Raw genomic sequence first — 22702 nt, forward strand, 5'->3', positions numbered from 1 at the left:
AGGAGTGGGCGGCGCCGAAGGGGTCGTAGACGCTCTCGGAGCGCTTGGTGAAGCCGGACAGGCCGCCGCCCTGGCGGAGCGTCCGGATGCGGTCGCGGCGCTCGGTGAGGATCTTGTGGGGGTAGCATTGGTGTCCGACGTCCCAGACGATGCGGTCGTCGGGGGTGTCGAACACGTGGTGGAGCGCCACGGTCAGCTCGACCACGCCGAGCCCCGAGCCGAGATGGCCGCCGGTGATCGAGACCGCGTCGATCATCTCGGCGCGCACCGCGTCCGCCACCGCCTGCAGCTCCGACTCCGGAAGACGCCGCAGCGCCGAAGGAGACGGAACGCGGTCCAGCAACGCCGATTGCTCAGGGGAGAGTGCCAATGCTCGCATCCGTTCGTTCGAGTATGGCGACGGCTCCGTCACGGGCCCTCGGCAACCGCGACGCCAGCAGCCCGGGGACACGCGTTCATGCTAGAACCCGCCCGTCCGTCGCTGTCATGATAGTGCCAGTTACGGACGATCGGCGGCGCGATCAATGTCGGGCCGGCGTTTTTTTCAGTCACGTGCCCTTAACGCCACAAGAGGTTCGCCTTTGAATCCGGCTCGTCTGTGCACAATCCTGCTCATGTTCGCGATTACGGGTCACGGCCAAGCTTACGCCCAGCCGCGGCCGCCGGACGGCAATCTCGACTTCCTCTGCAACTTCCTCGGCGACTGCCCGGCGCGGGTCGCGCCGGGCGGTCCCGATCGCGATGCCCGCCCGTTCAGCAACAGCCTCGGCCGGCCCTGCGCGTGGCGGGACCGCCCGACCCCGGAGGGCGTCCGCCGGGTCCGCGTCTGCTGGTGATGCGGGCACCGACGCTCGCCGCCGCGGTCCTCACCCTCGCGCTGGGCCCGCTCCCGGTCCGAGCCCAGGATTCCTGTCCGGCCCTGTTCGCGGACGGGCAGACGCCCGTCCTCACGAATCCGAAGCTCGCCGTCCGCGCGGTCCCGCTGTGCTTCGAGGCCTTCGCGGTCCTGCATTCCGGCGTGACGCGCACGCCGCTCTACGCCGCCGAGCACCTCACCCGTGCCAGCGTCGCGGCGGCCCGGGCGGTGGCCCGCGACGATTCCTTCCACGATGAGGCGCGCCTGCCGGAGGATCAGCGCGCCGCGCTGGAGGATTACGTCCGCAGCGGGTTCGACCGGGGCCATCTCGCGCCGGCCGGGGACATGCCGACCCTCGCCGCCCAGGCCGAGTCGTTCAGCCTCGCCAACATCGTGCCGCAGAACCGCGTCCTGAACCGGGGACTCTGGGCGGATATCGAGGAGAGCACCCGGCGCCTGGCCACCCGCCGGGGCGCGCTGTTCGTCGTCACCGGGGTGATCTTCGCGGGCGACGCGGTGCAGCAGATCAAGGGCGGCGTGCTCGTCCCGACGCAGCTGTTCAAGGCCGTCTACGACCCGTCCCGCGGCGAGGCGGGCGCCTACCTCGCCCGGAACGACGATTCGAAGGACTGGCGCGCCCTGTCGATCGACGATCTCCGCCAGGAAGCCGGCATCGACGTCTTTCCCGGCCTGCCGCCCGCGGCCCGGGCGACCGCGATGGGGCTGCCGGATCCTCAGGCCTCCGCCCGCGCGGAGGAGCGCCGGCCCCGGCACGAACAGACCTGGCAGGACTGGCTCGAGCGCGAACTCACCCGCGCCCTGCGCAAGCTCGTCCGCGACTTCCTGCGCACGTTCTTCTGAGAGGACCCGATGCCCGAGGACAAGCGACGCGCCCGGCCCAAGAGGGGGAGCCCGGACAGCGAGAGCCGGGACAGCCGGGGCTTCGCGCCGTTCGCCGACGATGCCGGCGTGCGCTCCGTCGGCGCCCTGAGCTTCGAGAACGGCAAGGACCGGATCGCCCTGCACGGGTCCCTCGACCTGACCCGCGACCGGACCGGCCTGGAGCAGGCCAGGCTGCTCCGAGAGACGCTGGACGCGATCGTGAAGGCCCTGGAAGCGTCCGACCTGCCGGACGCGGTGGCGGAGGTGCCGGACGCGCCGCCGGGAACGGTCAAGAACCCCTTCGCGTGAGCGTTCCGGCGCCCGCCGGCGGCGGGCCCGTCCTTGCCGCGTCCCGGCGGGCCTGATACTCGGAGAGGGTCATTCCTATATCGTAGGGACGCGCGTCCAGGACGGGTGCTGAGGCCCGGTGCCTGACCCGTGCCGCTGGCACGATCCGCGCGGTCCCGAACAACGCGCCGAGGACGATCCGCGATGGCTCGCGAATTCATCTACCACATGCGGGGCCTGACCAAGGCCTATACCGGCGGCAAGAAGGTCCTGGATAGCGTCAACCTGTCCTTCTACCCGGACGCCAAGATCGGCGTGCTCGGCATCAACGGCGCCGGCAAGTCGACCCTGCTGAAGATCATGGCGGGCATCGACAAGGAGTTCACCGGCGACGGCTGGGTCGCGCAGGGCGCGCGCGTCGGCTACCTGCCGCAGGAGCCTCAGCTCGACCCCAACAAGACCGTCCGCGAGAACGTGATGGAGGGCGTCGCCGAGAAGCAGGCCATGCTCGACCGCTACAACGAGCTCGCCATGAACTACTCGGAGGAGACCGCCGACGAGATGACCGAGCTCCAGGACCGGATCGAGTCGCTGGGTCTCTGGGAACTCGACTCGAAGGTCGACCAGGCCATGGAGGCCCTGGGCTGCCCGAGCGACGAGCAGCCGGTCGCCACCCTGTCGGGCGGCGAGCGCCGCCGCATCGCGCTCTGCCGCCTGCTCCTGTGGGAGCCGGAGCTGCTGCTGCTCGACGAGCCGACCAACCACCTCGACGCCGAGACGGTGAACTGGCTGGAGGGCCACCTGCGCCAGTACCCGGGCGCGATCCTGATCGTGACCCACGACCGCTACTTCCTCGACAACGTCACGAGCTGGATCCTGGAGCTCGATCGCGGCAAGGGCATCCCGTACGAGGGCAACTACTCGGCGTGGCTGGTCCAGAAGCAGAAGCGCCTGGAGCAGGAGGGCCGGGAGGACATGGCGCGGCAGCGCTCCATCGCCCGCGAGCAGGAGTGGATCGCCGCCTCGCCCAAGGCGCGCCAGTCCAAGTCGAAGGCCCGCATCACCCGGTACGAGGAGCTGGTCGCCAAGCAGAACAACAAGGTCGACGCCGCCGCGCAGATCGTCATCCCGATCGACGAGCGGCTCGGCAACAACGTCATCGAGTTCGAGCACCTCAGCAAGGCGTTCGGCGACCGGCTGCTGATCGAGGACCTGTCGTTCAAGCTGCCCCCGGGCGGCATCGTCGGGGTGATCGGCCCGAACGGGGCCGGCAAGACCACGCTGTTCAAGATGATCACCGGCCAGGAGAAGCCCGACAGCGGCAAGATCGACGTCGGCGAGACGGTGAAGCTCGGCTACGTCGACCAGTCGCGCGACGCCCTCGATCCGAACGCCACGGTCTGGCAGGAGGTCTCGGGCGGCAACGACATCATCTATTTCAACAAGCGCGAGATCAACTCGCGCGCCTACTGCGCGGCCTTCGCCTTCAAGGGACCCGACCAGCAGAAGAAGGTCGGCACCCTCTCGGGCGGCGAGCGCAACCGGGTGCACCTCGCCCGGACCCTGAAGGGCGGCGCCAACGTGCTGCTCCTCGACGAGCCGACCAACGACCTCGACATGGAGACCCTGCGCGCCCTCGAGGACGCGCTGGAGGACTATGCCGGCTGCGCGGTCATCATCAGCCACGATCGCTGGTTCCTGAACCGCATCGCCACGCACATCCTGGCCTTCGAGGGCGACAGCCACGTCGAGTGGTTCGAGGGCAACTTCTCCGACTACGAGGCCGATAAGGTCCGCCGGCTCGGGGCGGATTCGATCATGCCGAAGAAGATCAAGTACAAGCGCTTCTCGCGCTGAGACCGGTCGCCGCTCCGGAGCGCCGCCGGCGTTCCGGAGCCGCGCGCCCGTCCGAGGGCGTTGCCGTCACCTCTGCCCGGTGACGGATCACCGGAGGCGCGCCCGCGCCTCCGCCAGGATCGTCGCCAGGCTCTGCGCGAGCGGGATGGCCGGGGCCCATCCGGTGGCGGTCCCGAAGGCCGCGGGGTCGCAGCCCTCGCTGCGCACGCCCGCCGGGCGGACCCGGCCGGGCGCGACGCGCAGGTCGAACCGCGCCTCCGTCAGGCCGCGCAGCGTCTCCAGGATGTCGGAGACCGGTGTGACGACCCCCGATCCCACGTTGAAGATGCCGCCGTCCGGCAGCTCGTCGATCCGGGCGATCACGTGCAGGCACGCCGCGGTGACGTCGGCCACGTCGAGGAAGTCGCGCCCCGCCGAGAGGTCGCCGACCTCCAGGCTCGGCGGCGCCAGCCCCCGCTCGATGCGGGCGATCTGACCGGCGAAGGAGGCGACCACGAAGGTCTCGCTCTGTCCGGCCCCGATGTAGTTCGACGGCCGCAGCACGAGATGCTTGATCCGGGCATTCGCCAGCACGTCGCGGAGGATGTACTCGCAGGCGTTCTTGGTCCGGCCCGAGATCGTGTCGGGGCGCGGCGTGACGCTCTCGTCCGGGCGCGGGCAGGCGCGGAACACCTCGCCGTAGACGACCGTGGAGCTGAGGAAGACCAGCGCCGCGCGGGTCCGCGCCACCGCCTCGGCGAGGTTGAGGGTGCCGAGCAGTTCCGCCCGCCAGGCGTAGGACGGCGTCTCGCTCGACTGCGCCACCGAGGCCAGCGCCGCGAGGTGGAACACGCAGGTCGGGTCGAAGGCCGCGACCGTCTCGGCGAGCTCGCGCGCGTCGAACGGGTCCACGGCCCTCAGCGTCACGCCGTCGAGGGGCGGTGGCGGGCTCCGGTCGAGGCCGAGGATGGGGCTGCCCGGCGGCAGGTCCCGACGCAGCGCCTCGAGCAGGCGGCGGCCGAGATAGTCTCCCGCTCCGGTGACGAGGACGCGCATGCCCCTTGCCCTCAACCCTGCCACGAACCCAGCGACGCGCCCCGTGCCGGCGCGGGCGCCGGGAACCGGGATCGTCGGCCGCGTCTATACCGGGCCCCGCCGCGACGCGAGGGGGCGGCGCGGCCAACGGCCGCCGCGGCGGGCGGATCATCGGTGCGACGCCGCCGTTGTGCACATCCGAACAAAGGCGCGTGATCGGCGGGGCTTCGGGCGGCCGGCGCGCTATGGTTGCACCGCGGCCCCGGCCGCTCCGCGTCCGGACGGAGAGCGCCACGGTGACGGGCTGAGTGACGCGCCTCGACGATCTCGAACGGCCCGGCGCCGCGGAACCGCGGGCGCTCCCCCCACCGCCCGCGGAGGCACGGCCGGCGAAGCCCGCGCGCGACGCGCGGGTCGACGTGGTGCGCGGCCTCGCGCTCCTCACGATCTTCATCGACCACATCCCGCGCAACGCACCGGCCCTGCTGACGCTGCACAATTTCGGGTTCTCGGACGCGGCCGAGATCTTCGTGCTGCTGGCCGGCTACTCGTCGATGATCGCCTACGGCGGGCTGTTCCGGCGCGCCGGGATCCGGACGGCGCTCACGCGCATCGCCAAGCGCTGCCTGCGCATCTACCTGTTCCAGGCCGGGCTGCTGCTCGCGACCCTGGTCATCGTCCGGATCTGGATGGACCTCACCGGCCTGACGCCGCGATTCGGCGTCGCGCCGCTGCTGCAGATGGGTCTCCTGCCGGGCCTGCTGCGCGGCCTCGCGCTGAACGCGCTGCCGAACTACCTCGACATCCTGCCGCTCTACATCCTGCTGCTGGCGCTGTTCCCGCTGATCTATCTCGGGATGCGGCGCGGGATCTGGGGCGTGCTGGGCCTGTCGGGCGCCCTCTGGCTCGCCGCCAACGTCGATCACCAGCTGAACCTCCCGAACGCCGCGGCGGTGGATGACGGGTGGTACTTCAACCCCTTCGCGTGGCAGTTCCTGTTCGTGATCGGCGCGGCGCTCGCGGTCACGGTCCGCGCCCATGACGGCCTGCTGCCGCGGCGCGGCTGGGCCGTGGCGGCGGCCACGGCCTACCTCGCCTTCGCGTTCCTGCAGGGCGGGTCCTGGGCGGAGTGGGGGCTTCCGGACCTCCGGCCGCTGGCGATCGGGCCGCCCGACAAGAGCCACGTCGCGCCCCTGCGCCTGATCAACATGCTGGCGCTGGCCTACCTGCTGTTCAGCGCGCCCGCCGTGGCCCGCGCGAGCCGGTGGCGGCGGCTGCGCCTCGTCGACGCCTGCGGGCGCCACTCGCTGGAGATCTTCGCCGCCGGATGCCTGGCGGCGCTGATCGGCCGCATCCTCTACCGGACCTTCGACCCCACCTGGCCGCTGCAGATCGCGGTCAATGTCGGGGGGATCGCGGTCATGCTCGGCCTCGCCCACGTCCTGGACGCGCGCCTGCGCCGGGCGGCCGGGACCGGCCCCGACGCGCGCCGGCCCGGATAGGCCGGGAGGAGCCGCGATGCCGCCGATGCGCCGCAAGGGCGATCTGCCGGAGAAGATCTGCGCCCAGTGCGGCCGCCCGTTCGCGTGGCGCAAGAAGTGGGAGCGCGTCTGGGACGAGGTCCGCTACTGCTCGGACCGGTGCCGGGCCGAGGCGAAGGCCGCGCGCGGGCGCGACGCGGCGGGGCGCTAACCGCGCAGCGCGGCCAGCGCGTCCGGCGTGTCGACGTCGAGGGCGGTCGCCGGGTCGCCCGGGATCTCCAGCACGTCCGGCCGCCCCTTCAGGAGCGGCCCCGCGCCGTGGTCGCCGGCGAGGCGGGCGATGTCCGGGCCGAGGCGGCGCAGGTTGAGCAGCACCGGATTCCCGCGCCGGCCGGCCTGCACCGGCACCACGGCCGCCGGCGGCTCCGCGGCGCCCGCAGACGCCTCCGCGAAGGCCTCGGCGAGGCGGTCGAGATGCGCGGCGGTGACGCGCGGCATGTCGCCCAGCACGACGATGGCGGCCGTGCAGGTGGCGGGCAGCGCCGCGAGGCCGGCGCGCAGCGAGCTCGCGAGGCCGGAGCGGTAGTCCGGATTGTCGACGCGGACGAGGTCGAGCCCCGCCAGCGCGTCGCGGACCGCCGCCGCGTGCGCGCCGAGCACGGCGACCACCGGCCGGGGACGGGCGCCGAGGGCCGCCTCCGCGGCGTGGCGCACCAGCGGCCGCCCGTCGAGGGGTGCGAGCAGCTTCGGCGCGGCGCCGAACCGGCTGCCGAGGCCCGCGGCGAGCAGGATCGTGCCGATCTCAGGCACCCCTGTCCTCCGCCCCCGGATCCGGCTCGTCCGCCGCGGCCGCGCCGCCGGCGCGGGGCTGCGGGCGCGAGACGATCTCCATGAGCAGGCCGCCGACGCCGAGGGCGACGATGTCGGCCCGGGTCACGGTCAGGTCCGCCAGCAGGCGGTGGAGGATCCAGTCGAAGCCGTTCTCCTTGGGCGAGCGGGCGCAGCCCGGCGCGCCGATCACCGGCACGCCGCCGCGGGCGCCGACGAGGAGCAGGTTGCCGGGGTCGACCGGCATCCCGAGATGGTCGACCCGGCCGCCCGCCGCCGCGATGCCGGCCGGGATGACGTCGCGCCGGTCGGCGATCGCCGAGGCGCCGAACACCACCACGAGGTCGGCCCCGGCGCGGTCGATCATCTCCGCCAGGGACGCCGCCACGGAGGCGGCGGTGTGGGGCACCCGGGTCTCGGCCACGATCGCGGCGCCCGCGGGCGCGAGGCGGTCGGCCAGGGCCCGGAGGGTCTTGTCGATCGTCGTCTCCTTGAGGCTCGGCAGGCGCGTCGAGACCACGGCCACCCGGCGGCGGCGATACGGCACCACCGCGAGGACGTCCCCCTCGGCGGCCGCGCAGGCCCGGGCCAGCACGGCGCCCGGCACGGCGTAGGGGATGATCTTCACCGTGGCGACCATCTCGCCCTCGACCACCGGCCGGAAGCGCGGCAGCGTCGCCACCGTCACCGCCTCGTCGACGGCGTTGACCGCGTCGATCCGGGCCGGATCGAGGGTGAGCACCCCCGCCGTCTCGGCGAACAGGTTGCTGCGGCCGGTGAAGGGCGCCTCGACGCGCAGGTTCGGCCCGCGCAGGCGCGCGGCGAGCCGCGCCGCGGCGGCGTCCTCGCCGACGTCGCCGGGCTCGAGCGTGGCCGCCACGATCTCCGACAGGCCGGCCCGCGCCAGGCCGGCGGCGGCCTCCGCGGCGATGACGGCGCCCTTGCGCAGGGTGATGTCGGCCCGCCGCACCGTGTGCGCGCTGATCAGCCCGGCCGAGTCCGCGACCGGGACGGTTCCGAACCTCACGCGACCTCCGGGCGGGGCACGCGGCGCAGGGCGGCGACGAGCTCGGCGAGCACCGCCAGGGCGATCTCGGCCGGGCTCACGGCGCCGATGGGCAGGCCGATCGGCGCGCGGATCCGGCCGATCTGCGCCGGCGTGAAGCCGGCCTCGGTGAGCCGCGCGACGCGCGCCGCGTGGGTCTTCCGGGAGCCGAGGGCGCCGACGTAGAAGCACTCGGCCGTCAGCGCCGCCTTCAGCGCGGGATCGTCGATCTTCGGATCGTGGGTCAGGGCCGCGAGGGCGCAGTAGCGGTCGAGGACCGGCACGCTGGTCCCGAGGGCGGCGTCCGGCCATTCGGCGACCAGCGCGGTGCCGGGGAAGCGCTCGGGGGTCGCGAAGGCGGTGCGCGGGTCGATCACCGTGAGCGCGAGGTCGAGCCCCGCGGCCATCGGCGCCAGGGCCTGCGAGATGTGGACCGCGCCGACCACCACGAGCCGCACCGGCGGCACCTGCACGGTGAGGAACAGGGTCCGCCCGCCCGCCTCGACGAGGCCGCTCTTGCCGGAGGCGAGGTGCTTCGCCAGCACGTCGGCGAGGGGATCGGCGGCGATCGCGTCCTCGCCGACGAGGCGCTGCGCGCCGTCGGCGATGTCGGTGATGAGGATCGCGGCGCGGCGCGCGGCCCGCGCGTCGTTGAGCGCCGCCAGGACGTCGCCGCGCATCAGTCGACCCGCTCGACGAAGACCCGGATCCGGCCGCCGCAGGACAGGCCGGCGCGCCACGCGGTCTCGTCCGCGACGCCGAATTCGAGGACGCGCGGCACGCCCGCCTCGATCACCTCGATCGCCTCGGTGATCACCGCGCCCTCGACGCAGCCGCCGGAGACGGAGCCGAGGAAATTGCCCTCGCCGTCGACCACGAGGTGGCTGCCCACCGGTCGGGGCGCCGAGCCCCAGGTCTCGATCACCGTGGCGAGGGCCACGGCGCGGCCGTCGCGCCGCCAGGACTGGGCGGCGGAGAGGATGTCTGTGTCTGTGCTGAGCATGGCCTCGTGGACTTCCGGCCGGCGGGCGCCCCCCGCCCCTCACAGGTATGGCCCGCGTGCCGCGGTGCAAGAAGCCCTCATGCTGAAGGGCGCGTCAGGAAACATTGGCCGAGATCGTCGGTCGGCCATACTCTGCACCCACGATCTTTCGCGGAGACGGCGCCCCGATTAGTGTCCGGCATGTCCAAACCACAGCCTCATCCTGAGGTGCCGGAGCGCGGCGGAGGCCTCGAAGGAGCCCTCCAGCCGGCCGCGCGACCCCTGGAGCCCTCCTTCGAGGCCCGCTGGCGCGGTCACCTCAGGATGAGGGCGTGGGGTGGACGTTTCGCTGAAACCGAGGCCCCTTTCGCCCGATGGGCCCGGCCCCGGCGCCCAGCGCCATGAACGCCCCGGATCCCGCCCTCGCCCGGGCGCTCCGCAAGGAGCCGCCGCGCTCGCCCCCGCGCCGCCTGTGGAAGCGCGTCAGCCGGGCGATCGGCGACGTCCTACCGAAGGGCCTCTACGCCCGCTCGCTGATCATCATCATCGCGCCGGTGGTCCTGCTCCAGTCGGTGATCGCCTACACCTTCATGGAGCGGCACTGGCAGCTCGTGACCAAGCGCCTGTCGGCGGCGGTCACGGCGGACGTCGCCGCGCTGATCGACATCTACGAGAGCTACCCGCAGGACAAGGATGCCGAGACCCTCGCGCGCATCGCCGGGGAGCGGCTGAACCTCGACCTCGACATCCTCAAGGGCGCCAAGCTGCCGCCCCCGGGCCCGCGCCCGTTCTTCTCGATCCTCGACGAGGCCCTGTCCGACGAGATCAAGCGCCAGATCCGAAGACCGTTCTGGATCGACACGGTCGGGCGCTCGAACCTCATCGAGATCCGCGTGGCGATCCCCGACGGGGTGATGCGCATCACCGCCCGGCGCAGCCAGGCCTACGCGTCGAACTCGCACATCTTCCTCGTGTGGATGATCGGCTCGTCGCTGGTGCTGCTCGGCGTCGCGATCCTATTCCTGCGCAACCAGATCAAGCCGATCCTGCGGCTCGCGGCCGTGGCGGAGGGCTTCGGCAAGGGGCGGGAGATCGAGTTCCGGCCCCGCGGTGCCCGCGAGGTGCGTCAGGCTGGCCACGCCTTCATCGAGATGAAGCGGCGCATCGAGCGGGCGATGGAGCAGCGCACGACGATGCTGAACGGAGTCAGCCACGACCTGCGCACCATCCTGACCCGGTTCCGCCTGTCCCTGGCGCTGATCGAGCAGACCGAGGAGATCGAGGATCTCAGCCGCGACGTCGACGAGATGAGCCGGATGCTGGAGGGCTACCTCGCCTTCGCGCGGGGCGATTCGGCCGAGCCCGCGACGCCCACCGACATGCGCGCCCTGCTGGAGGACCTGCGGACCGACGTCGAGCGCCTCGGCGCCCACGTCTCCGCGGTCGATCTCGCCGGCGCGCCCGAGGTCACGGTGCGGCCCGGCGCCTTCCGGCGCTGCCTGTTCAACCTCGCCGCCAACGCCGTCCGCTACGGCGAGACGGTGGCGATCTCCGGCCGGCTGGAGGCCCGGACCTTCCTCGTCTCGATCGACGATGACGGGCCCGGCATTCCGGCGGAGAGCCGAGAGGACGTGTTCAAGCCGTTCGTGCGGCTCGACGACGCGCGCCAGGATGCCGGCGGCTCCGGGCTGGGCCTGTCGATCGCCCGGGACATCGCCCGGGCCCACGGCGGCGACATAACCCTGCACGACAGCCCGCTCGGTGGCCTGCGGGCCACCGTCCGGGTCCCGGCCTGAGCCGGATCCGGCTCAGGTATCGGCGGGCCGGCGCAGGCGCAGGAACTCGGCCTGCACGTTGCGGATCAGGTGATCCATGCTCGCCTCGTCGAGGGCGGCGCTCGTCAGCCGGGCGCGCAGGCCGGCCTCGCCGTTCCAGGCGTAGCCGGCCTCGAACGGCAGGTGGCGTCGCAGGAGCGGGCTCACGACCGACTCGCGCCGGTAGGCGGGATGTCGCAGCAGCCGCCCGATATGGAGCGCCAGCGTCTCGACGCTGGAGGATCTGGAGCCTGAACTCCCCGCTCCCTTGCCTTTCGAATCGACCGATGCCCAACGCATACGTGTCCGCCCTCCCGGAGACGCCACTGTTGCGCGAAATGATTGCGCATCCATGAGCGTTCGGGCGAGCCGGCGAAAAACTGCAGCTCGCGGGGTCCCAACCTTCGCAGCACGGTGATATGCAGGGGCGCTTTCCCAGGGCCGCGGTCAGCCGCGCGCCGGATCCCGAGTGCCGAACATGAACCCGCTCGTCCCGCTCTTCGCCCTCATCTCGCTGCCGCTAGCGGCCATCGGGCTCGTGCTCTACACCGATGAGGGCATCAACCCGGACCTGTTCTACGCCTCCGTGAAGACCTTCGTGATCCTGGGCGCGATCGCCGCGGCGATGTCGTTCGGCGCGATGAAGCTCTCGGAGCGGTCCAAGCACTGACGACCCACCACCCGGAGGGCGCGATGCTGCACGTGGTCCCGGCCTTCTCGCGCATCGGCGAGGAGAACGCCTTCGCGGTTCTGGCGCGGGCCCAGGCCCTCGCCGCGCAGGGTCGGGACGTGATCAACCTCGGCATCGGCCAGCCGGACATGCCCACGCCCGCCCACGTGGTCGAGGCGGGGATCAAGGCGCTGCGCGACGGACACCACGGCTACACGCCGGCGGTCGGCATCCCGCAGCTCCGCGAGTCGGTGGCCCGCGACATCCACCGCCGCCACGGCGTCGAGGTCTCGCCGGATTCCGTGATGATCGTGCCGGGCGGCAAGGTCACCATGTTCATGGCGATCCTGATGTTCGGCGTGCCCGGGACCGAGATCCTGTATCCGGACCCCGGCTTCCCGATCTACCGCTCGATGATCGAGTTCACCGGGGCGACGCCCGTGCCGTTGCCGATCCGCGAGGAGAACGGCTTCGCCTTCTCGGCGGCCGAGACCCTGGCGCTGATCACGCCGAAGACGCGGCTGCTGATCGTCAACTCGCCCGCCAACCCCACCGGCGGCGTGACGCCGAAGGCCGAGATCGACGCCCTGGTGAAGGGCCTCGCCGAGCACCCCGACGTCGCGGTGCTGTCGGACGAGATCTACGGCACCATGACGTACGACGGCGAGACCCACCACTCGCTGCTGAAATATCCCGAGATCCGCGACCGGCTGGTCTACCTCGACGGCGCGTCGAAGACCTACGCGATGACCGGCTGGCGGCTCGGCTGGTCGGTCTGGCCGAAGCCGCTCTACGACGCGGCGCGCAAGCTCGCGGTCAACGCGCATTCCTGCGTCAACGCGGCGACCCAGTGGGCCGGCATCGCGGCGCTCGACGGACCGCAGGCTTGCGTGGCCGAGATGGTCGCCGAGTTCGACCGGCGCCGGGCGATCGTGGTCGACGGGCTGAACGCCCTGCCGGACGTCTCCTGCATCGCGCCCAAGGGCGCGTTCTACGCCTTCCCGAACATCGCCCGGACCGGCTGGAAGGCGAAGCCCCTGGCCTCGACCCTCCTAGAGGAAGCGGGCGTGGCGGTGATCGGCGGTCCGGATTTCGGCGTCCACGGCGAGGGCTACCTCCGCCTGTCCTACGCCAATTCGGCCGAGAACATCCGGCGGGCGCTGGAGCGGATGGGCACGTTCCTCAGCACGCACAGGCCGGGCTGAGACCGCGCCCCGTCACCGACCTCGGCAGGGACGCCATCATCCGCGCCGCCGTCCTCGCGAGCGCGGCGAAGCGATCCAGTCGGCGCGACGACCGCAGAGGCCGGGCAGCCCTGGGTCACTTCGCTGCGCTCGCGATGACGGTTGTGGCGATCGAACCGTTTGAACGCACACCGGTTCGACCGGCACGCCTCAGGACTTGCCGGGCGCCCGCTTGTCGATCCAGCCGACCAGCCAGTCGGCGATGTCGAGGCTGTTCTTGTCCTGCATCAGCATGTGCGAATTGCCGTGGATGCCGATCTCGGGCAGCAGGATCAGCTCCGCCTTGCCGCCCGCGGCGTTGGCGGCCGCCACGAAGCTGCGGCATTGCTTGAGCCGCGGCGCCCAGCGGGGCGAGGCGTCGACGTAGTCGCCGAACAGGACGAGGATCGGCAGGTCCTTGTAGGGCGCGAGGTCGTCCTTGGCCGGGTCCGGGCAGGCGGCCGGCTCGATGGCCACGATGGCGCGCAGGCCGGTCCGATCGAGGGCGGCGGTCTGGAACGGGTAGATCCCCGACTGCGAGTGCGAGATCAGCACCGCGCCCTTGAGCCGCTTGGCGAGCTCCGACAGGGCCGGCACGGTCGGGTTCGGCACCGGCAGGGCGGCCGACCAGTCCGGGACCATCTGCTTCCAGAACTCGCCCTGGGCCTCCAGGGGGAACTGCATGCCGGGGAACACCTTCGGGTATTCCGGCCCGAACCGGAAGATCGCCCAGGCCGGCTCGCGCCCGGCCGAGAACACGGCCGGCAGCGTCTTGGGGTCGGCCTGCCCCGTCTTCACGGCGTTGATCTGGGCCGGGCTCGCCGCCGAGCGGCCGCGCCAGGCCTGGTCGATCACGTAGGTCGGGAAGCCGCGCCGGACGAGATACTCGTCCCAGCCCATGCGCCCGTCGGGCGTCGTCTCCCAGGTCTTGCCGGTGAGGCAGCAGCCGTGGATCAGGACCAGCGGCGGCCGTGCGGCATTCACCGGGACCTGATAGCGGACGTAGATCTGGTCGACGCTGATCGTGCCCGACGGCGCGTAGGCCGGCAGCGTCGAGAGCGTGTCGGACTGGACGTCGCGGCCGCCGACGAAGAAGCTGCCCTGCTCGGCGATCGTCAGGGGGCCGGCGGCCGGATCGGCCGCGCGCGCGGAGCCGCCGGCGATCAGCATGGCTGCGACCAGCGCGCAGGCCCGCCGGCGGGCGCGCCCGGGCGCGGGCACTGACAGTCCTGCCATGAAATGTCCCGTCCTCCCGCGCGCGGGCCGTCCTCCGGACCCGTCGTCGCGCGGGAGCCTAGCACGAAGCTCGGCCGCCGTGGGAGATCCGCCCTTCGGGCAGGTTGCCAGTCAGGCTCCGATGTCGCGCTCGACACGCTCGACCGCCTCCGCGGGCAGGTCGAGGGCCTTGGCCAGCATCTTCAGGAACTGACGCTCCTGGAGCGTGTCGGGCTCGATGGCGAGTCGCGCCGCCGCGAAGATCCGCGCCGCCGCGTCGGGATCCGCGACCCGGTCGGCGATCGCGTCGACGTTGGCCGGGTCCGCGAGCTCGCGCTCGAGCCAGGCTCGACCGTCGGGATCGATGCCCGCCTCCGCCACGGCGGCGTCGAGGCGCTGGCGCTCCGCGGCGTCGACCATCCCGTCGGCCGTCGTGGCCGCCACCATGGCCCGCAGCATCAGCTGGGCCTCGTCCTCGTCGACCTTCGTGAAGTCCGGGGCCCCGGCCTCGGGCGGGGGCGCCCCGCGCAGCGCCCGATAGGCGAGGCCGCCGATCAGCGCCAGTCCGCCGAGGGCGGCACCGGCGGCGAGCCCGCCGCGCCTCGACCGCACGAGCGCGTCGACGATCCGTCTGCTGTCAGCCATGCCGTCCTCCCGGTTTCCGATCCAGATCGGATCGGAAACCTCCCGGGAGGCGGTCAGGTTCAGCCGCGCTCAGGCGTCGGCCTCGTCCTCGTCCTCGTCGATATCCACGAGGAAGACGATGTCGGCCTCGTCCTCGTCGTCCGAATCGGACCCGGTGTGGCGCGGATCCTCGACGAAATCACCCTCGCCGTCGTCCTCGGCGAGGGCGTCCTCGAAGATCTCGACCTCGTCCTCGGTGGCGGCCCGGACCGTGAGCGCCGACGTGCCGTTCCAGACCGGCTTCCCGCCGGTCGTCATGGTCCGGATGTCTTCCTTGAAGCCGTCACAGGTGAAGAGGTCCTTGGCGGACGCCTCGTCGCTGTTGATCACCGCAACGGCGGTGCCGTCGATCTCGAGCGTGAACATGGCCGGCATCCCTCTCGTAACCGTCCTCAGGCGCGCCCGGTCCGCGGGCTGGCGCACGGGTGCGACGCGCTGCCCCGGGAAGAAACGTCTCGGTTTCGTCCGTCTGACACGAGCGTCGCGCGGGGATGCTGTAGGGGTGAAGCGGACGGCCGCCAAGCCCGTCGCGGCCCGACCCGCACGATTCGGCGCGGCACGGATCCTGCGCCCATCGGGGCGGCCACAGTCTCGAACACGAAGGATCACCCGCGCATGCGGATCAGGCTCGGCTGCGAGATGCGCTACGCCTTCCCCTACCCCGTGCCCATGGTGGTGATGCTCAACGTGCATCCCTCCGGGGCGGCCGCCCTGGAGGCGCCCGACACGCTCCGGACCGATCCGCCCGTCCCGGTGACGATCTACCGCGACGGTTTCGGCAACCTGTGCGGCCGGCTGACCGCGCCTGCCGGAAACTTCACCGTCGGGACCGACGCCGTGATCCGCGACAGCGGGAGGCCCGATCCGGCGCACCCGGAGGCCGCGCAGCACGCGATCGAGGCGCTGCCCGCCGAGACGATCGTGTTCCTGCTCCCCAGCCGCTACTGCGAGTCCGACCTGCTGGCCGACGCGGCGTGGCGCCTCTTCGGCCATACCGAGCCCGGCTGGGCCCGGGTGCAGGCGGTCTGCAACTTCGTCCACGCCCACATCGCGTTCGGCTACGAGTTCGCCCATCGCGACCGCACGGCCGCGGACGCCTACGCGGGCGGGCGCGGCGTCTGCCGGGACTTCACCCACCTGGCCGTCGCGTTCTGCCGCGCCCTGAACATCCCGACCCGGTACTGCACCGGCTACATCAGCTTCATCGGCGAGCCCGAGCCGCACCCGGCGGGCGACTTCGCGGCCTGGATGGAGGTCTACCTCGGCGGCGCCTGGCACGTGTTCGACCCGCGCAACAACAGCCCGCGGATCGGCCGGGTCATGGTCGCGTACGGCCGGGACGCCGCGGACGTGCCGCTGACCCACACGTTCGGACCGAATCCCCTGGTGGGCTTCCGGGTCTGGGCCGACCGGATCGACCACCTGGACGCCTCGGGCGACGCGCCGGTCCTGCCGGAGGAGCCCCTGCCGCCGCAGAGCATGGCGACACGGACCGGATGAGCGTCAGACGCCGGCGCCGCGGGCGATGGCGCGCTTGACCACGCCCTGGACGTCCGGGTTCGAGAGGAACAGGTCGTGGTTGATCAGGCCGCCGCCGTAATCGGAGGCGTCGGCGACGCGCACGCCGAGCGCCTCGAGCTTGGCGCGATCGGCGGCGCCGGCGCGCACGCCCCCCGCCAGCGCGGCGGAGAGCTCGAGCGCCCGGTCGTTGGTCGAGGAGATCACCGTGATCTTCGAGACGTCGGGTCCCATGCGGGCGACGCCGTTGGAGAACAGGTCGAAGTCGATGTCGGGGGCGGCCAGCACCACGGCGCCGATCCGCGACATCGCCGCCTCGCCCGCCTCGGCGCGGAGCATCCGCAGGGTCTCGAGGGTGAGGAGCGTGCCCATCGAGTGCGCGACGATGTTGATGCGGCCGCCGCTCGGCGAGGCGGCGAGCGCCTTCAGCAGGTCCTCGAAGGCGTCGCGCGACCAGAGGGCGCTCTCGCGATCGTAATTGTAGTCGAGGGTCGCGGCCGCCGACGGCCACGTGAACAGGCCGGAGACGCCGCGGAACCGGATCCCGTCCGAGAGCCGGGCGGCGCTGACCGCGGCCGATTCGAACGATTCGCGGTAGCCGTGGACGTAGATCAGCACGTCGCGTCCGAGGGCCGCCTGGGCGAAGGCCTCGGCGGCGCCCGGTCCGGATTCGGATTTCGGAACCGCGCCGATGGTCCAGTCGCCGGTGATGACGGACGAGACCTTGCCGAGCAGCGAGCGGTCGGGCGGTGACAGGCGCACCTCGGCGAAGCTCAGGCCGCGGCCGCGGTCGCTGCTGAAATACGGCGGCCGGGGCGGGTTGCCCACGGGCTTGCGGGTCGTGGCGACCAGCAGCACCGGCATGACGTCGAGGGCCGACTGCTTCTCGGGCAGCGCCGCCCCGGACCCGAGGTCGTCGGTGACGCAGGCGCCGAGCGACGGGGCGAGACCCGCGGCGCCCGCGAGCGCTCCGAAGCGAAGAAGGATGCGGCGTGAGACGATCTGGCTCGACATGATCCGGTTACGCTCGGGCGGGACGCCTTCCGTTGCCCAGGATCGTGACCATCGCGGGGCACGACCGCCGCGACGCGGCGTGAATAGCGGGCACGGCCGGGCTTGTGGTGGACGGGACACAGGCCGGCGATCCCCCGACCCCGATGCTCTCCCCCTCGACGGCGGCCGTCGCCGCGGCCATGAAGGGAGCATGACGCCGTCCATCGACATCGAGAGTCTCCGCGAGCGCCTGCTGCGCGGAGACCGCGCCGCTCTGGCCCGGGCCATCACGCTGGCCGAATCCAAGCGCGCCGATCACCGGGCGCTGGCGGCGAACCTGATCGACTCAGTGTTACCCGAGACCGGCCGGGCGATCCGCGTCGGCATCACCGGCGTCCCCGGCGTCGGCAAGTCGACCACCATCGACGCCCTCGGCTCGAACCTCACGGAGGCCGGTCACAAGGTGGCGGTGCTCGCGGTCGACCCGTCCTCCTCCAGGACCGGCGGCTCGATCCTGGGCGACAAGACCCGGATGGCGCGGCTGTCGCACGATCCCAAGGCCTTCATCCGCCCCTCCCCCTCCTCGGGCACGCTCGGCGGCGTCGCGGCCAAGACCCGCGAGACCATGCTGCTCTGCGAGGCCGCGGGCTTCGACGTGATCCTCGTCGAGACGGTCGGCGTCGGCCAGTCGGAGACGGCGGTGGCCGACCTGACCGACTTCTTCCTCGTGCTGATGCTGCCCGGGGCGGGCGACGAGCTGCAGGGCATCAAGAAGGGCATCCTCGAGCTCGCCGACATGATCGCGGTCAACAAGGCCGATGCGGGAGAGGCCGAGCAGCGCGCCAACGCGGCGGCCTCGGAATACCGGGCGGCGCTGCACATCCTGACCCCGGCCTCGGCCACCTGGACGCCGCCGGTGGTCACGATCTCGGGCTTCCACAACCTGCGCCTCGACGCGATGTGGGCGAAGATCGTCGACCACCGGGAGAAGCTCACGGCGACCGGCGAGATCCAGGCGAAGCGCCGGGCCCAGGACGTGAAGTGGATGTGGGCGCTCGTCGACGAGCGCCTGCACCAGCGCCTCGTCGGCTCCCCGGAGGTCCGCCGCCGCACGGCCGAGGCGGAGGCCGGCGTCGCCCGGGGCGAGACCTCTCCGGCCGCCGGCGCGGCGGCCATCGCCGAGCTGATCGGGCTCTGACCCGCTCCGCCGCCGCGATCGCGGGTCGAGGCGCACAATTTCGTGGCGATCGGGGGCACAAACGCCATCTCGCGCGTTCGGTGGACGACGGCGTAACGAGCGGCGCCGGTGTCGCGACGCCGCGCTCACGTCCAGGAGAGTGCCATGGTGGATACGGATCGGATCGTCGGCGGCGCCAAGGAGGCTGTCGGCAAGGTTCAGGGCGCGGCCGGCGACTTCGCGGGCTCCAACCGCGACTCGGTCGAGGGACGTTTCCGCGAGGCCCAGGGCCAGGCTCAGAACGTCTACGGCCAAGTGAAGGACAAGGCCCGCGACATCGCCGACCGGGCCGGTGACTACGCGAGCGACGCCTACGAGCGCGCCGGCGACGTCGCGGAGGACGTCTACCAGCGGGGCGGCTCGTACCTGCGCGACGGGCGCAGCGCCGGCGGCGCCCGGGTGGAGGAGAATCCCCTGGTCGCGCTGCTGATCGCGGGCGCGGTGGGCTACGGTCTCGCCCTGCTGGTCCACGGCCGCCGCTGACCGGGAGCGGCCCCGCCCGGCACGGGCGGGGCCGGCCCTCGGACGAGGCGGGCCTGTCGAGGCCGGTCGCGCTACTGCGCGGTCCAGCCCCCGTCCATGCTGATGTTGGCGCCGGTGATCTGGCTCGCCGCGTCGGAGCACAGGAACACCGCCAGAGCGGCCACTTGGTCGACGGTCACGAACTCCTTGGTCGGCTGCGCCTTCAGCATCACGTCCTCGATCACCTGCTCCTTGGTGAGGCCGCGGGCCTTCATCGTGTCGGGGATCTGCGCCTCCACGAGCGGCGTCCAGACATAGCCCGGCGAGATGCAGTTCACCGTGATCTTGTGGGGCGCGAGTTCCAGAGCCGCCGTCTTGCTCAGGCCCGCGATCCCGTGCTTGGCCGCCACGTAGGCCGACTTGAACGGCGAGGCCACCAGCGAGTGGGCCGAGGCCGTGTTGATGATCCGGCCCCAGCCCCGGGCCTTCATCCCGGGGATCGCCGCGTGCATCGTGTGGAAGGCCGAGGACAGGTTGATCGCGATGATCTGCTCCCACTTCTCGGCCGGGAACTCCTCGATCGGCGAGACGAACTGGATCCCCGCATTGTTGACCAGCACGTCGACGGCACCGAAGGTCTCCTCCGCCTCGCGCACCATGGCGGCGATCGCGTCGGGCTTGCTCATGTCGGCGGCCGAGTAACGGGCCTTGACCCCGTAGGCGCTCTCGATCCCGGCCCGCGTCTCCTCGATGGCGGTCGCGTCCCCGAACCCGTTGAGGACGACGTTGGTCCCCTCCGCCGCGAAGGCGCGCGCGATGGCGAGCCCGATGCCGCTGGTCGAGCCGGTGACGAGGGCGGTCTTGGTCTTGAGAGTCATGGAGCCTCCTGGGACGCGGGCGCCCGGCCGAACGGTCGGGGACGGCGCGCTCGCGGTGGGACAGGTCGCGACCTAAGTAGCGCGGGAAGGGGATGCCGGCACAGGGTCGCCCGGAGGCGGTGCGGGCACGATGTCACCGGCTGCCGGCTGCGGGCGCGGCGTGGCCGGGAACGCGATCTCGACCCGCAGGCCGGGCCCGTTATCGGCGAGCCGCAGGCTCCCGTGGTGCAGGCGCACGACGGCGTTGACGAGGCTGAGGCCCAGCCCGAAGCCGGGCCGCGAACGGGCGTCCTCGAGGCGCACGAACCGGTCGAGCACGCGGGCCCGTTCCGCCTCGGGAATGCCCGGGCCGTGATCGGAGACGGCGAGGCGGATCGACTCCCCGTCGCGCCACGCCTCGAGCGTCACGCTGGTCTCCGCACTCTCGGATTCGGCCCCATATTTCAGGGCGTTGTCGATGAGATTGGCGAGGGCCTGACCGATTAGCTCGCGGTTGCCCGCGATGGTGAGTGCGTCCTGCGCGTGCACGGCGAGCGTCAGCCCCTGATCCTCGGCGAGCGCCTCGTACAAGTCGCCGACGCTCCGGACCGTCTGGCCCAGATCCAGCGGCACGAGGATCTCCCGGGCAGACCCGGCCTCGAGCCGCGCGATCATCAGGAGGGCGTTGAACACTCGGATCAGCCCGTCGCCCTCCTCGATCACGGCTTCCAGCGCCGCGCGCAGCTCCTCCGGCGTGGAGGCGCGGCGCAGGGCCTCGTCGGCACGGTTGCGCAGGCGGGTCAGCGGCGTCTTGAGGTCGTGGGCGATGTTGTCGGAGACCTCGCGCATGCCGCGCATCAGCTCGCCGATGCGCTCCAGCATCTGGTTGAGGCTCGATGCGAGACGGTCGAGTTCGTCGCCGTTCCCGGCCACGTGGAGCCGGTCGTCGAGATCGCCGGCCATGATCGCGCGGGTTGTCTGAGTCATGGCATCGACGCGGCGCAGCACCCGGCTCGCCGCCAGCCAGCCCCCGATCACCCCGAGGATCACGACGGCGGCGAGCGAGGTGATGAACGCGCGCCCGATCACCGCCCGCAGCCGGTCGCGCTCCTCGGTGTCGCGCCCGACGAGCAGGCGGAACCCGCCCGGAAGGGTGAAGACCCGCACGATCGCCCGGTGCGCCTCGGCATCCGCGTCGTTGCGGCCGTAGCGCGTCTCGCTCTGGCCCGGCGTCGCCAGCACGGCGGCGGGCACGTAGCCGACATTGCCGACGACATGGTCGCCGCCGGCCGTGGTCACGAGGTAGAGCGAGGCGCCGGGCTCGCGGGAGCGCCGCTCCACCACGGTGATCAGCCGACGCAGGCCGCCGGCATTGTACTGTTCCGACAGCCCGTTGATCTCGGCGTCGATCGTGGAGACGATCTGGTCGTCGAGCACCGCGCGGGCGTTCCACGCGACGTACCCGAGCGCCAAGAAGGCGCAGAGGGCGAAGATCGCGAGGTAGGCCAGCGACAGCTTGAACGCGGTGGTGCGGAACAGCTTCTGGAAACGCGCCGCCGCGGTCTCGCGGGCGATCGGCGCGTCGGTCCAAACCTCGCTCACCCGGCCGCGCCCTCGTCGTAGCGCAGCACGTAGCCGGCGCCCCGGACCGTGTGGATGATCGGCGACGCGAAGCCCTTGTCGAGCTTGCTGCGCAGGCGCGAGACGTGGACGTCGATGACGTTGGTCTGCGGATCGAAGTGGTAGTCCCAGACATGCTCGAGCAGCATGGTGCGCGTCACGACCTGCCCGGCGTGCCGCATCAGGTACTCGAGGAGGCGGAACTCGCGCGGCTGCAGCGGGATCTCGCGGCCGGCCCGGGTCACCCGGTGCGAGAGCCGGTCGAGTTCCAGGTCACCGATCCGGTAGCGCGTCTCCTCCGCGGCGCCGGATCCGACCTGCCGCCGGGCCAGTGCCTCGGTGCGCGCCAGGAGTTCGGAGAACGCGTAGGGCTTCGGCAGGTAATCGTCGCCGCCGGCGCGCAGGCCCTTCACGCGGTCGTCGACCTGACCCAGCGCCGACAGGATCAGGGTCGGGGTGGCGACGTTCTGCTCGCGCAGCGACCGGATCAGCGACAGCCCGTCGAGCTTCGGCAGCATCCGGTCGACGATCAGCACGTCGTAGTCGCCCTCCCGGGCGAGCGCGTACCCGTCGAGGCCGTCATGCGCGCTGTCGGCGACGTGTCCGGTCTCGCGGAACGCCTTGACGAGATAGGCGGCCGCCTCGCGGTCGTCCTCGATGATCAGCAGTCGCATGGCCCCGTTCCATAGCGCGCCGCGCGAGTCGGGGGAACGTATCTCCATCAACATGGTCAAGCCGCTCCCCTCCCCCGTCGTGATGGACGGGCCGAGGCCGCGGACCTCGACCCGTCCCGAAGCGGCGCGCGGAGGACTCGGAGGGCGCGAGATCCGTCACCGGCTTCGTCCGCGTGGGCGATGGGCCACGCGCGGTTCGAGGATGATGGCGCGGGAGCGGTTACGGGACGCTCGCGGGAAGATGACTTCGCGGTAAGGCGGCCGCGGCGGGCTGGCCAACAGCGAAACGCCGACGGGCCGCTCTCGGAGAGAGCGGCCCGTCGGCGTCGCGGATCGGTGTTCGTGGTGAGGGAGTGTTTCTGATTGCGATGGGCAGGTCTGGCGGCGACCGACTCTCCCGTGTCTTGAGACACAGTACCATAGGCGCTGGCGTGTTTAACGGCCGAGTTCGAGATGGGATCGGGTTCTGGGCACGCCGCTCAGGCCACCAGACCGGCGCATC

Annotated in this window: 26 protein-coding genes and 1 rRNA gene; 12 read left to right on the forward strand and 15 right to left on the reverse strand. The window is 72.1% G+C overall.

All coding sequences use genetic code 11. The features are described from left to right. The coding region (locus ACLBYB_RS30700) for a 1-deoxy-D-xylulose-5-phosphate synthase N-terminal domain-containing protein (RefSeq protein WP_447701076.1) at positions 1–379 on the reverse strand (379 nt) is incomplete at its 3' end. A gap of 235 nt (positions 380–614) precedes the next feature. Here ACLBYB_RS30700 and ACLBYB_RS30705 point away from each other — a divergent pair. The 4 genes from ACLBYB_RS30705 (at position 615) to ettA (ending at position 3883) form a co-directional block, all read left to right on the forward strand. Then, positions 615–836, forward strand: coding sequence for a hypothetical protein (locus ACLBYB_RS30705; RefSeq protein ID WP_056533022.1), 222 nt, complete (start codon positions 615–617; stop codon positions 834–836). Beyond that, positions 836–1717 (forward strand): DNA/RNA non-specific endonuclease, encoded by an 882-nt coding sequence (locus ACLBYB_RS30710; protein ID WP_447701077.1) that lies wholly within the window; start codon positions 836–838, stop codon positions 1715–1717. The genes ACLBYB_RS30705 and ACLBYB_RS30710 overlap by 1 nt, the downstream gene beginning before the upstream one ends. A 9-nt stretch (positions 1718–1726) precedes the next feature. Beyond that, positions 1727–2047 carry a hypothetical protein gene (locus ACLBYB_RS30715; protein ID WP_447701078.1) on the forward strand — a complete coding sequence of 107 codons (321 nt, stop codon included), beginning with the start codon at positions 1727–1729 and terminating at the stop codon, positions 2045–2047. 183 nt (positions 2048–2230) lie between these two features. Next, positions 2231–3883 (forward strand): energy-dependent translational throttle protein EttA, encoded by a 1653-nt coding sequence (gene ettA / locus ACLBYB_RS30720; protein WP_447701079.1) that lies wholly within the window; start codon positions 2231–2233, stop codon positions 3881–3883. Positions 3884–3970: 87 nt separating this feature from the next. Here ettA and ACLBYB_RS30725 read toward each other — a convergent pair whose 3' ends face one another. After that, complete coding sequence (locus ACLBYB_RS30725; RefSeq protein WP_447701080.1) at positions 3971–4918, reverse strand: NAD-dependent epimerase/dehydratase family protein; 948 nt, start codon at positions 4916–4918, stop codon at positions 3971–3973. Positions 4919–5205: 287 nt separating this feature from the next. On the opposite strand from ACLBYB_RS30725, the gene ACLBYB_RS30730 reads away from it, so the two are divergent. Together ACLBYB_RS30730 and ACLBYB_RS30735 are read left to right on the forward strand one after the other, a co-directional pair. Next, positions 5206–6399 (forward strand): OpgC family protein, encoded by a 1194-nt coding sequence (locus ACLBYB_RS30730; protein ID WP_447701081.1) that lies wholly within the window; start codon positions 5206–5208, stop codon positions 6397–6399. A 16-nt stretch (positions 6400–6415) separates the two neighbouring features. Next, positions 6416–6589: a DUF2256 domain-containing protein gene (locus ACLBYB_RS30735; protein ID WP_170855278.1), complete on the forward strand. Its 174-nt coding sequence runs from the start codon at positions 6416–6418 to the stop codon at positions 6587–6589. Here ACLBYB_RS30735 and ACLBYB_RS30740 read toward each other — a convergent pair. The 4 genes from ACLBYB_RS30740 to ACLBYB_RS30755 are packed head-to-tail and all read right to left on the reverse strand — an operon-like array spanning position 6586 to position 9254. Next, positions 6586–7188 carry a nucleotidyltransferase family protein gene (locus ACLBYB_RS30740; protein ID WP_132369361.1) on the reverse strand — a complete coding sequence of 201 codons (603 nt, stop codon included), beginning with the start codon at positions 7186–7188 and terminating at the stop codon, positions 6586–6588. The two genes, ACLBYB_RS30735 and ACLBYB_RS30740, sit on opposite strands and share 4 nt — an antisense overlap. Further along, positions 7181–8233 carry a molybdopterin-binding protein gene (locus tag ACLBYB_RS30745; protein WP_447701082.1) on the reverse strand — a complete coding sequence of 351 codons (1053 nt, stop codon included), beginning with the start codon at positions 8231–8233 and terminating at the stop codon, positions 7181–7183. Before ACLBYB_RS30745 ends, ACLBYB_RS30740 begins: the two co-directional genes overlap by 8 nt. Beyond that, entirely contained in the window at positions 8230–8931 is a 702-nt protein-coding gene (locus ACLBYB_RS30750) for an XdhC family protein (RefSeq protein WP_447701083.1), read from the reverse strand. Before ACLBYB_RS30750 ends, ACLBYB_RS30745 begins: the two co-directional genes overlap by 4 nt. Further along, positions 8931–9254, reverse strand: a complete 324-nt coding sequence (locus ACLBYB_RS30755) for an XdhC family protein (RefSeq protein WP_020096348.1) — start codon at positions 9252–9254, stop codon at positions 8931–8933. The genes ACLBYB_RS30750 and ACLBYB_RS30755 overlap by 1 nt, the downstream gene beginning before the upstream one ends. Before the next feature lie 380 nt (positions 9255–9634). Between ACLBYB_RS30755 and ACLBYB_RS30760 the strand changes: the two genes are divergently transcribed. Continuing rightward, positions 9635–11029 (forward strand): ATP-binding protein, encoded by a 1395-nt coding sequence (locus ACLBYB_RS30760; protein ID WP_020096349.1) that lies wholly within the window; start codon positions 9635–9637, stop codon positions 11027–11029. A 12-nt stretch (positions 11030–11041) separates the two neighbouring features. On the opposite strand, the gene ACLBYB_RS30765 is transcribed toward ACLBYB_RS30760, so the two are convergent. After that, positions 11042–11347 (reverse strand): hypothetical protein, encoded by a 306-nt coding sequence (locus tag ACLBYB_RS30765; protein ID WP_026605442.1) that lies wholly within the window; start codon positions 11345–11347, stop codon positions 11042–11044. A gap of 178 nt (positions 11348–11525) precedes the next feature. Here ACLBYB_RS30765 and ACLBYB_RS30770 point away from each other — a divergent pair, with 178 nt between their 5' ends. Continuing rightward, positions 11526–11717 (forward strand): hypothetical protein, encoded by a 192-nt coding sequence (locus ACLBYB_RS30770; RefSeq protein ID WP_026605443.1) that lies wholly within the window; start codon positions 11526–11528, stop codon positions 11715–11717. A gap of 23 nt (positions 11718–11740) precedes the next feature. Beyond that, a complete protein-coding gene (locus ACLBYB_RS30775) occupies positions 11741–12922 on the forward strand; it encodes a pyridoxal phosphate-dependent aminotransferase (protein WP_447701084.1) in 1182 nt (393 codons plus the stop codon). A gap of 189 nt (positions 12923–13111) precedes the next feature. Here the strand turns inward: ACLBYB_RS30775 and ACLBYB_RS30780 are convergent, their stop codons facing one another. From ACLBYB_RS30780 to ACLBYB_RS30790, 3 genes are all read right to left on the reverse strand, one after another. Continuing rightward, on the reverse strand, positions 13112–14176 hold the full coding sequence (locus ACLBYB_RS30780; RefSeq protein ID WP_447701085.1) for an esterase: 1065 nt from the start codon (positions 14174–14176) through the stop codon (positions 13112–13114). Positions 14177–14287: 111 nt separating this feature from the next. Next, entirely contained in the window at positions 14288–14800 is a 513-nt protein-coding gene (locus tag ACLBYB_RS30785; RefSeq protein ID WP_447701086.1) for a DUF533 domain-containing protein, read from the reverse strand. Between the two features lie 69 nt (positions 14801–14869). Then, positions 14870–15205, reverse strand: coding sequence for a hypothetical protein (locus ACLBYB_RS30790; RefSeq protein WP_026605445.1), 336 nt, complete (start codon positions 15203–15205; stop codon positions 14870–14872). 249 nt (positions 15206–15454) lie between these two features. Here ACLBYB_RS30790 and ACLBYB_RS30795 point away from each other — a divergent pair, with 249 nt between their 5' ends. Continuing rightward, on the forward strand, positions 15455–16339 hold the full coding sequence (locus tag ACLBYB_RS30795) for a transglutaminase-like domain-containing protein (RefSeq protein ID WP_447701087.1): 885 nt from the start codon (positions 15455–15457) through the stop codon (positions 16337–16339). Positions 16340–16342: 3 nt separating this feature from the next. Here ACLBYB_RS30795 and ACLBYB_RS30800 read toward each other — a convergent pair whose 3' ends face one another. After that, complete coding sequence (locus tag ACLBYB_RS30800) at positions 16343–17371, reverse strand: alpha/beta hydrolase (protein ID WP_020096357.1); 1029 nt, start codon at positions 17369–17371, stop codon at positions 16343–16345. A gap of 190 nt (positions 17372–17561) precedes the next feature. On the opposite strand from ACLBYB_RS30800, the gene meaB reads away from it, so the two are divergent. Together meaB and ACLBYB_RS30810 are read left to right on the forward strand one after the other, a co-directional pair. After that, complete coding sequence (gene meaB / locus ACLBYB_RS30805) at positions 17562–18548, forward strand: methylmalonyl Co-A mutase-associated GTPase MeaB (RefSeq protein ID WP_091683681.1); 987 nt, start codon at positions 17562–17564, stop codon at positions 18546–18548. Positions 18549–18692: 144 nt separating this feature from the next. Then, positions 18693–19070, forward strand: a complete 378-nt coding sequence (locus ACLBYB_RS30810) for a CsbD family protein (RefSeq protein ID WP_447701088.1) — start codon at positions 18693–18695, stop codon at positions 19068–19070. A gap of 71 nt (positions 19071–19141) precedes the next feature. Here the strand turns inward: ACLBYB_RS30810 and ACLBYB_RS30815 are convergent, their stop codons facing one another. The 4 genes from ACLBYB_RS30815 to rrf form a co-directional block, all read right to left on the reverse strand. Further along, positions 19142–19927, reverse strand: coding sequence for a 3-hydroxybutyrate dehydrogenase (locus ACLBYB_RS30815; RefSeq protein WP_447701089.1), 786 nt, complete (start codon positions 19925–19927; stop codon positions 19142–19144). Positions 19928–19999: 72 nt separating this feature from the next. After that, positions 20000–21508, reverse strand: a complete 1509-nt coding sequence (locus ACLBYB_RS30820; RefSeq protein WP_447701090.1) for an ATP-binding protein — start codon at positions 21506–21508, stop codon at positions 20000–20002. After that, entirely contained in the window at positions 21505–22200 is a 696-nt protein-coding gene (locus ACLBYB_RS30825) for a response regulator transcription factor (protein WP_020096362.1), read from the reverse strand. The genes ACLBYB_RS30820 and ACLBYB_RS30825 overlap by 4 nt, the downstream gene beginning before the upstream one ends. Positions 22201–22576: 376 nt before the next feature. After that, positions 22577–22692: ribosomal RNA gene (gene rrf, locus ACLBYB_RS30830) — 5S ribosomal RNA — on the reverse strand. Between the last annotated feature and the right edge of the window lie 10 nt (positions 22693–22702).

It is taken from the genome of Methylobacterium sp. D54C (assembly GCF_053345595.1).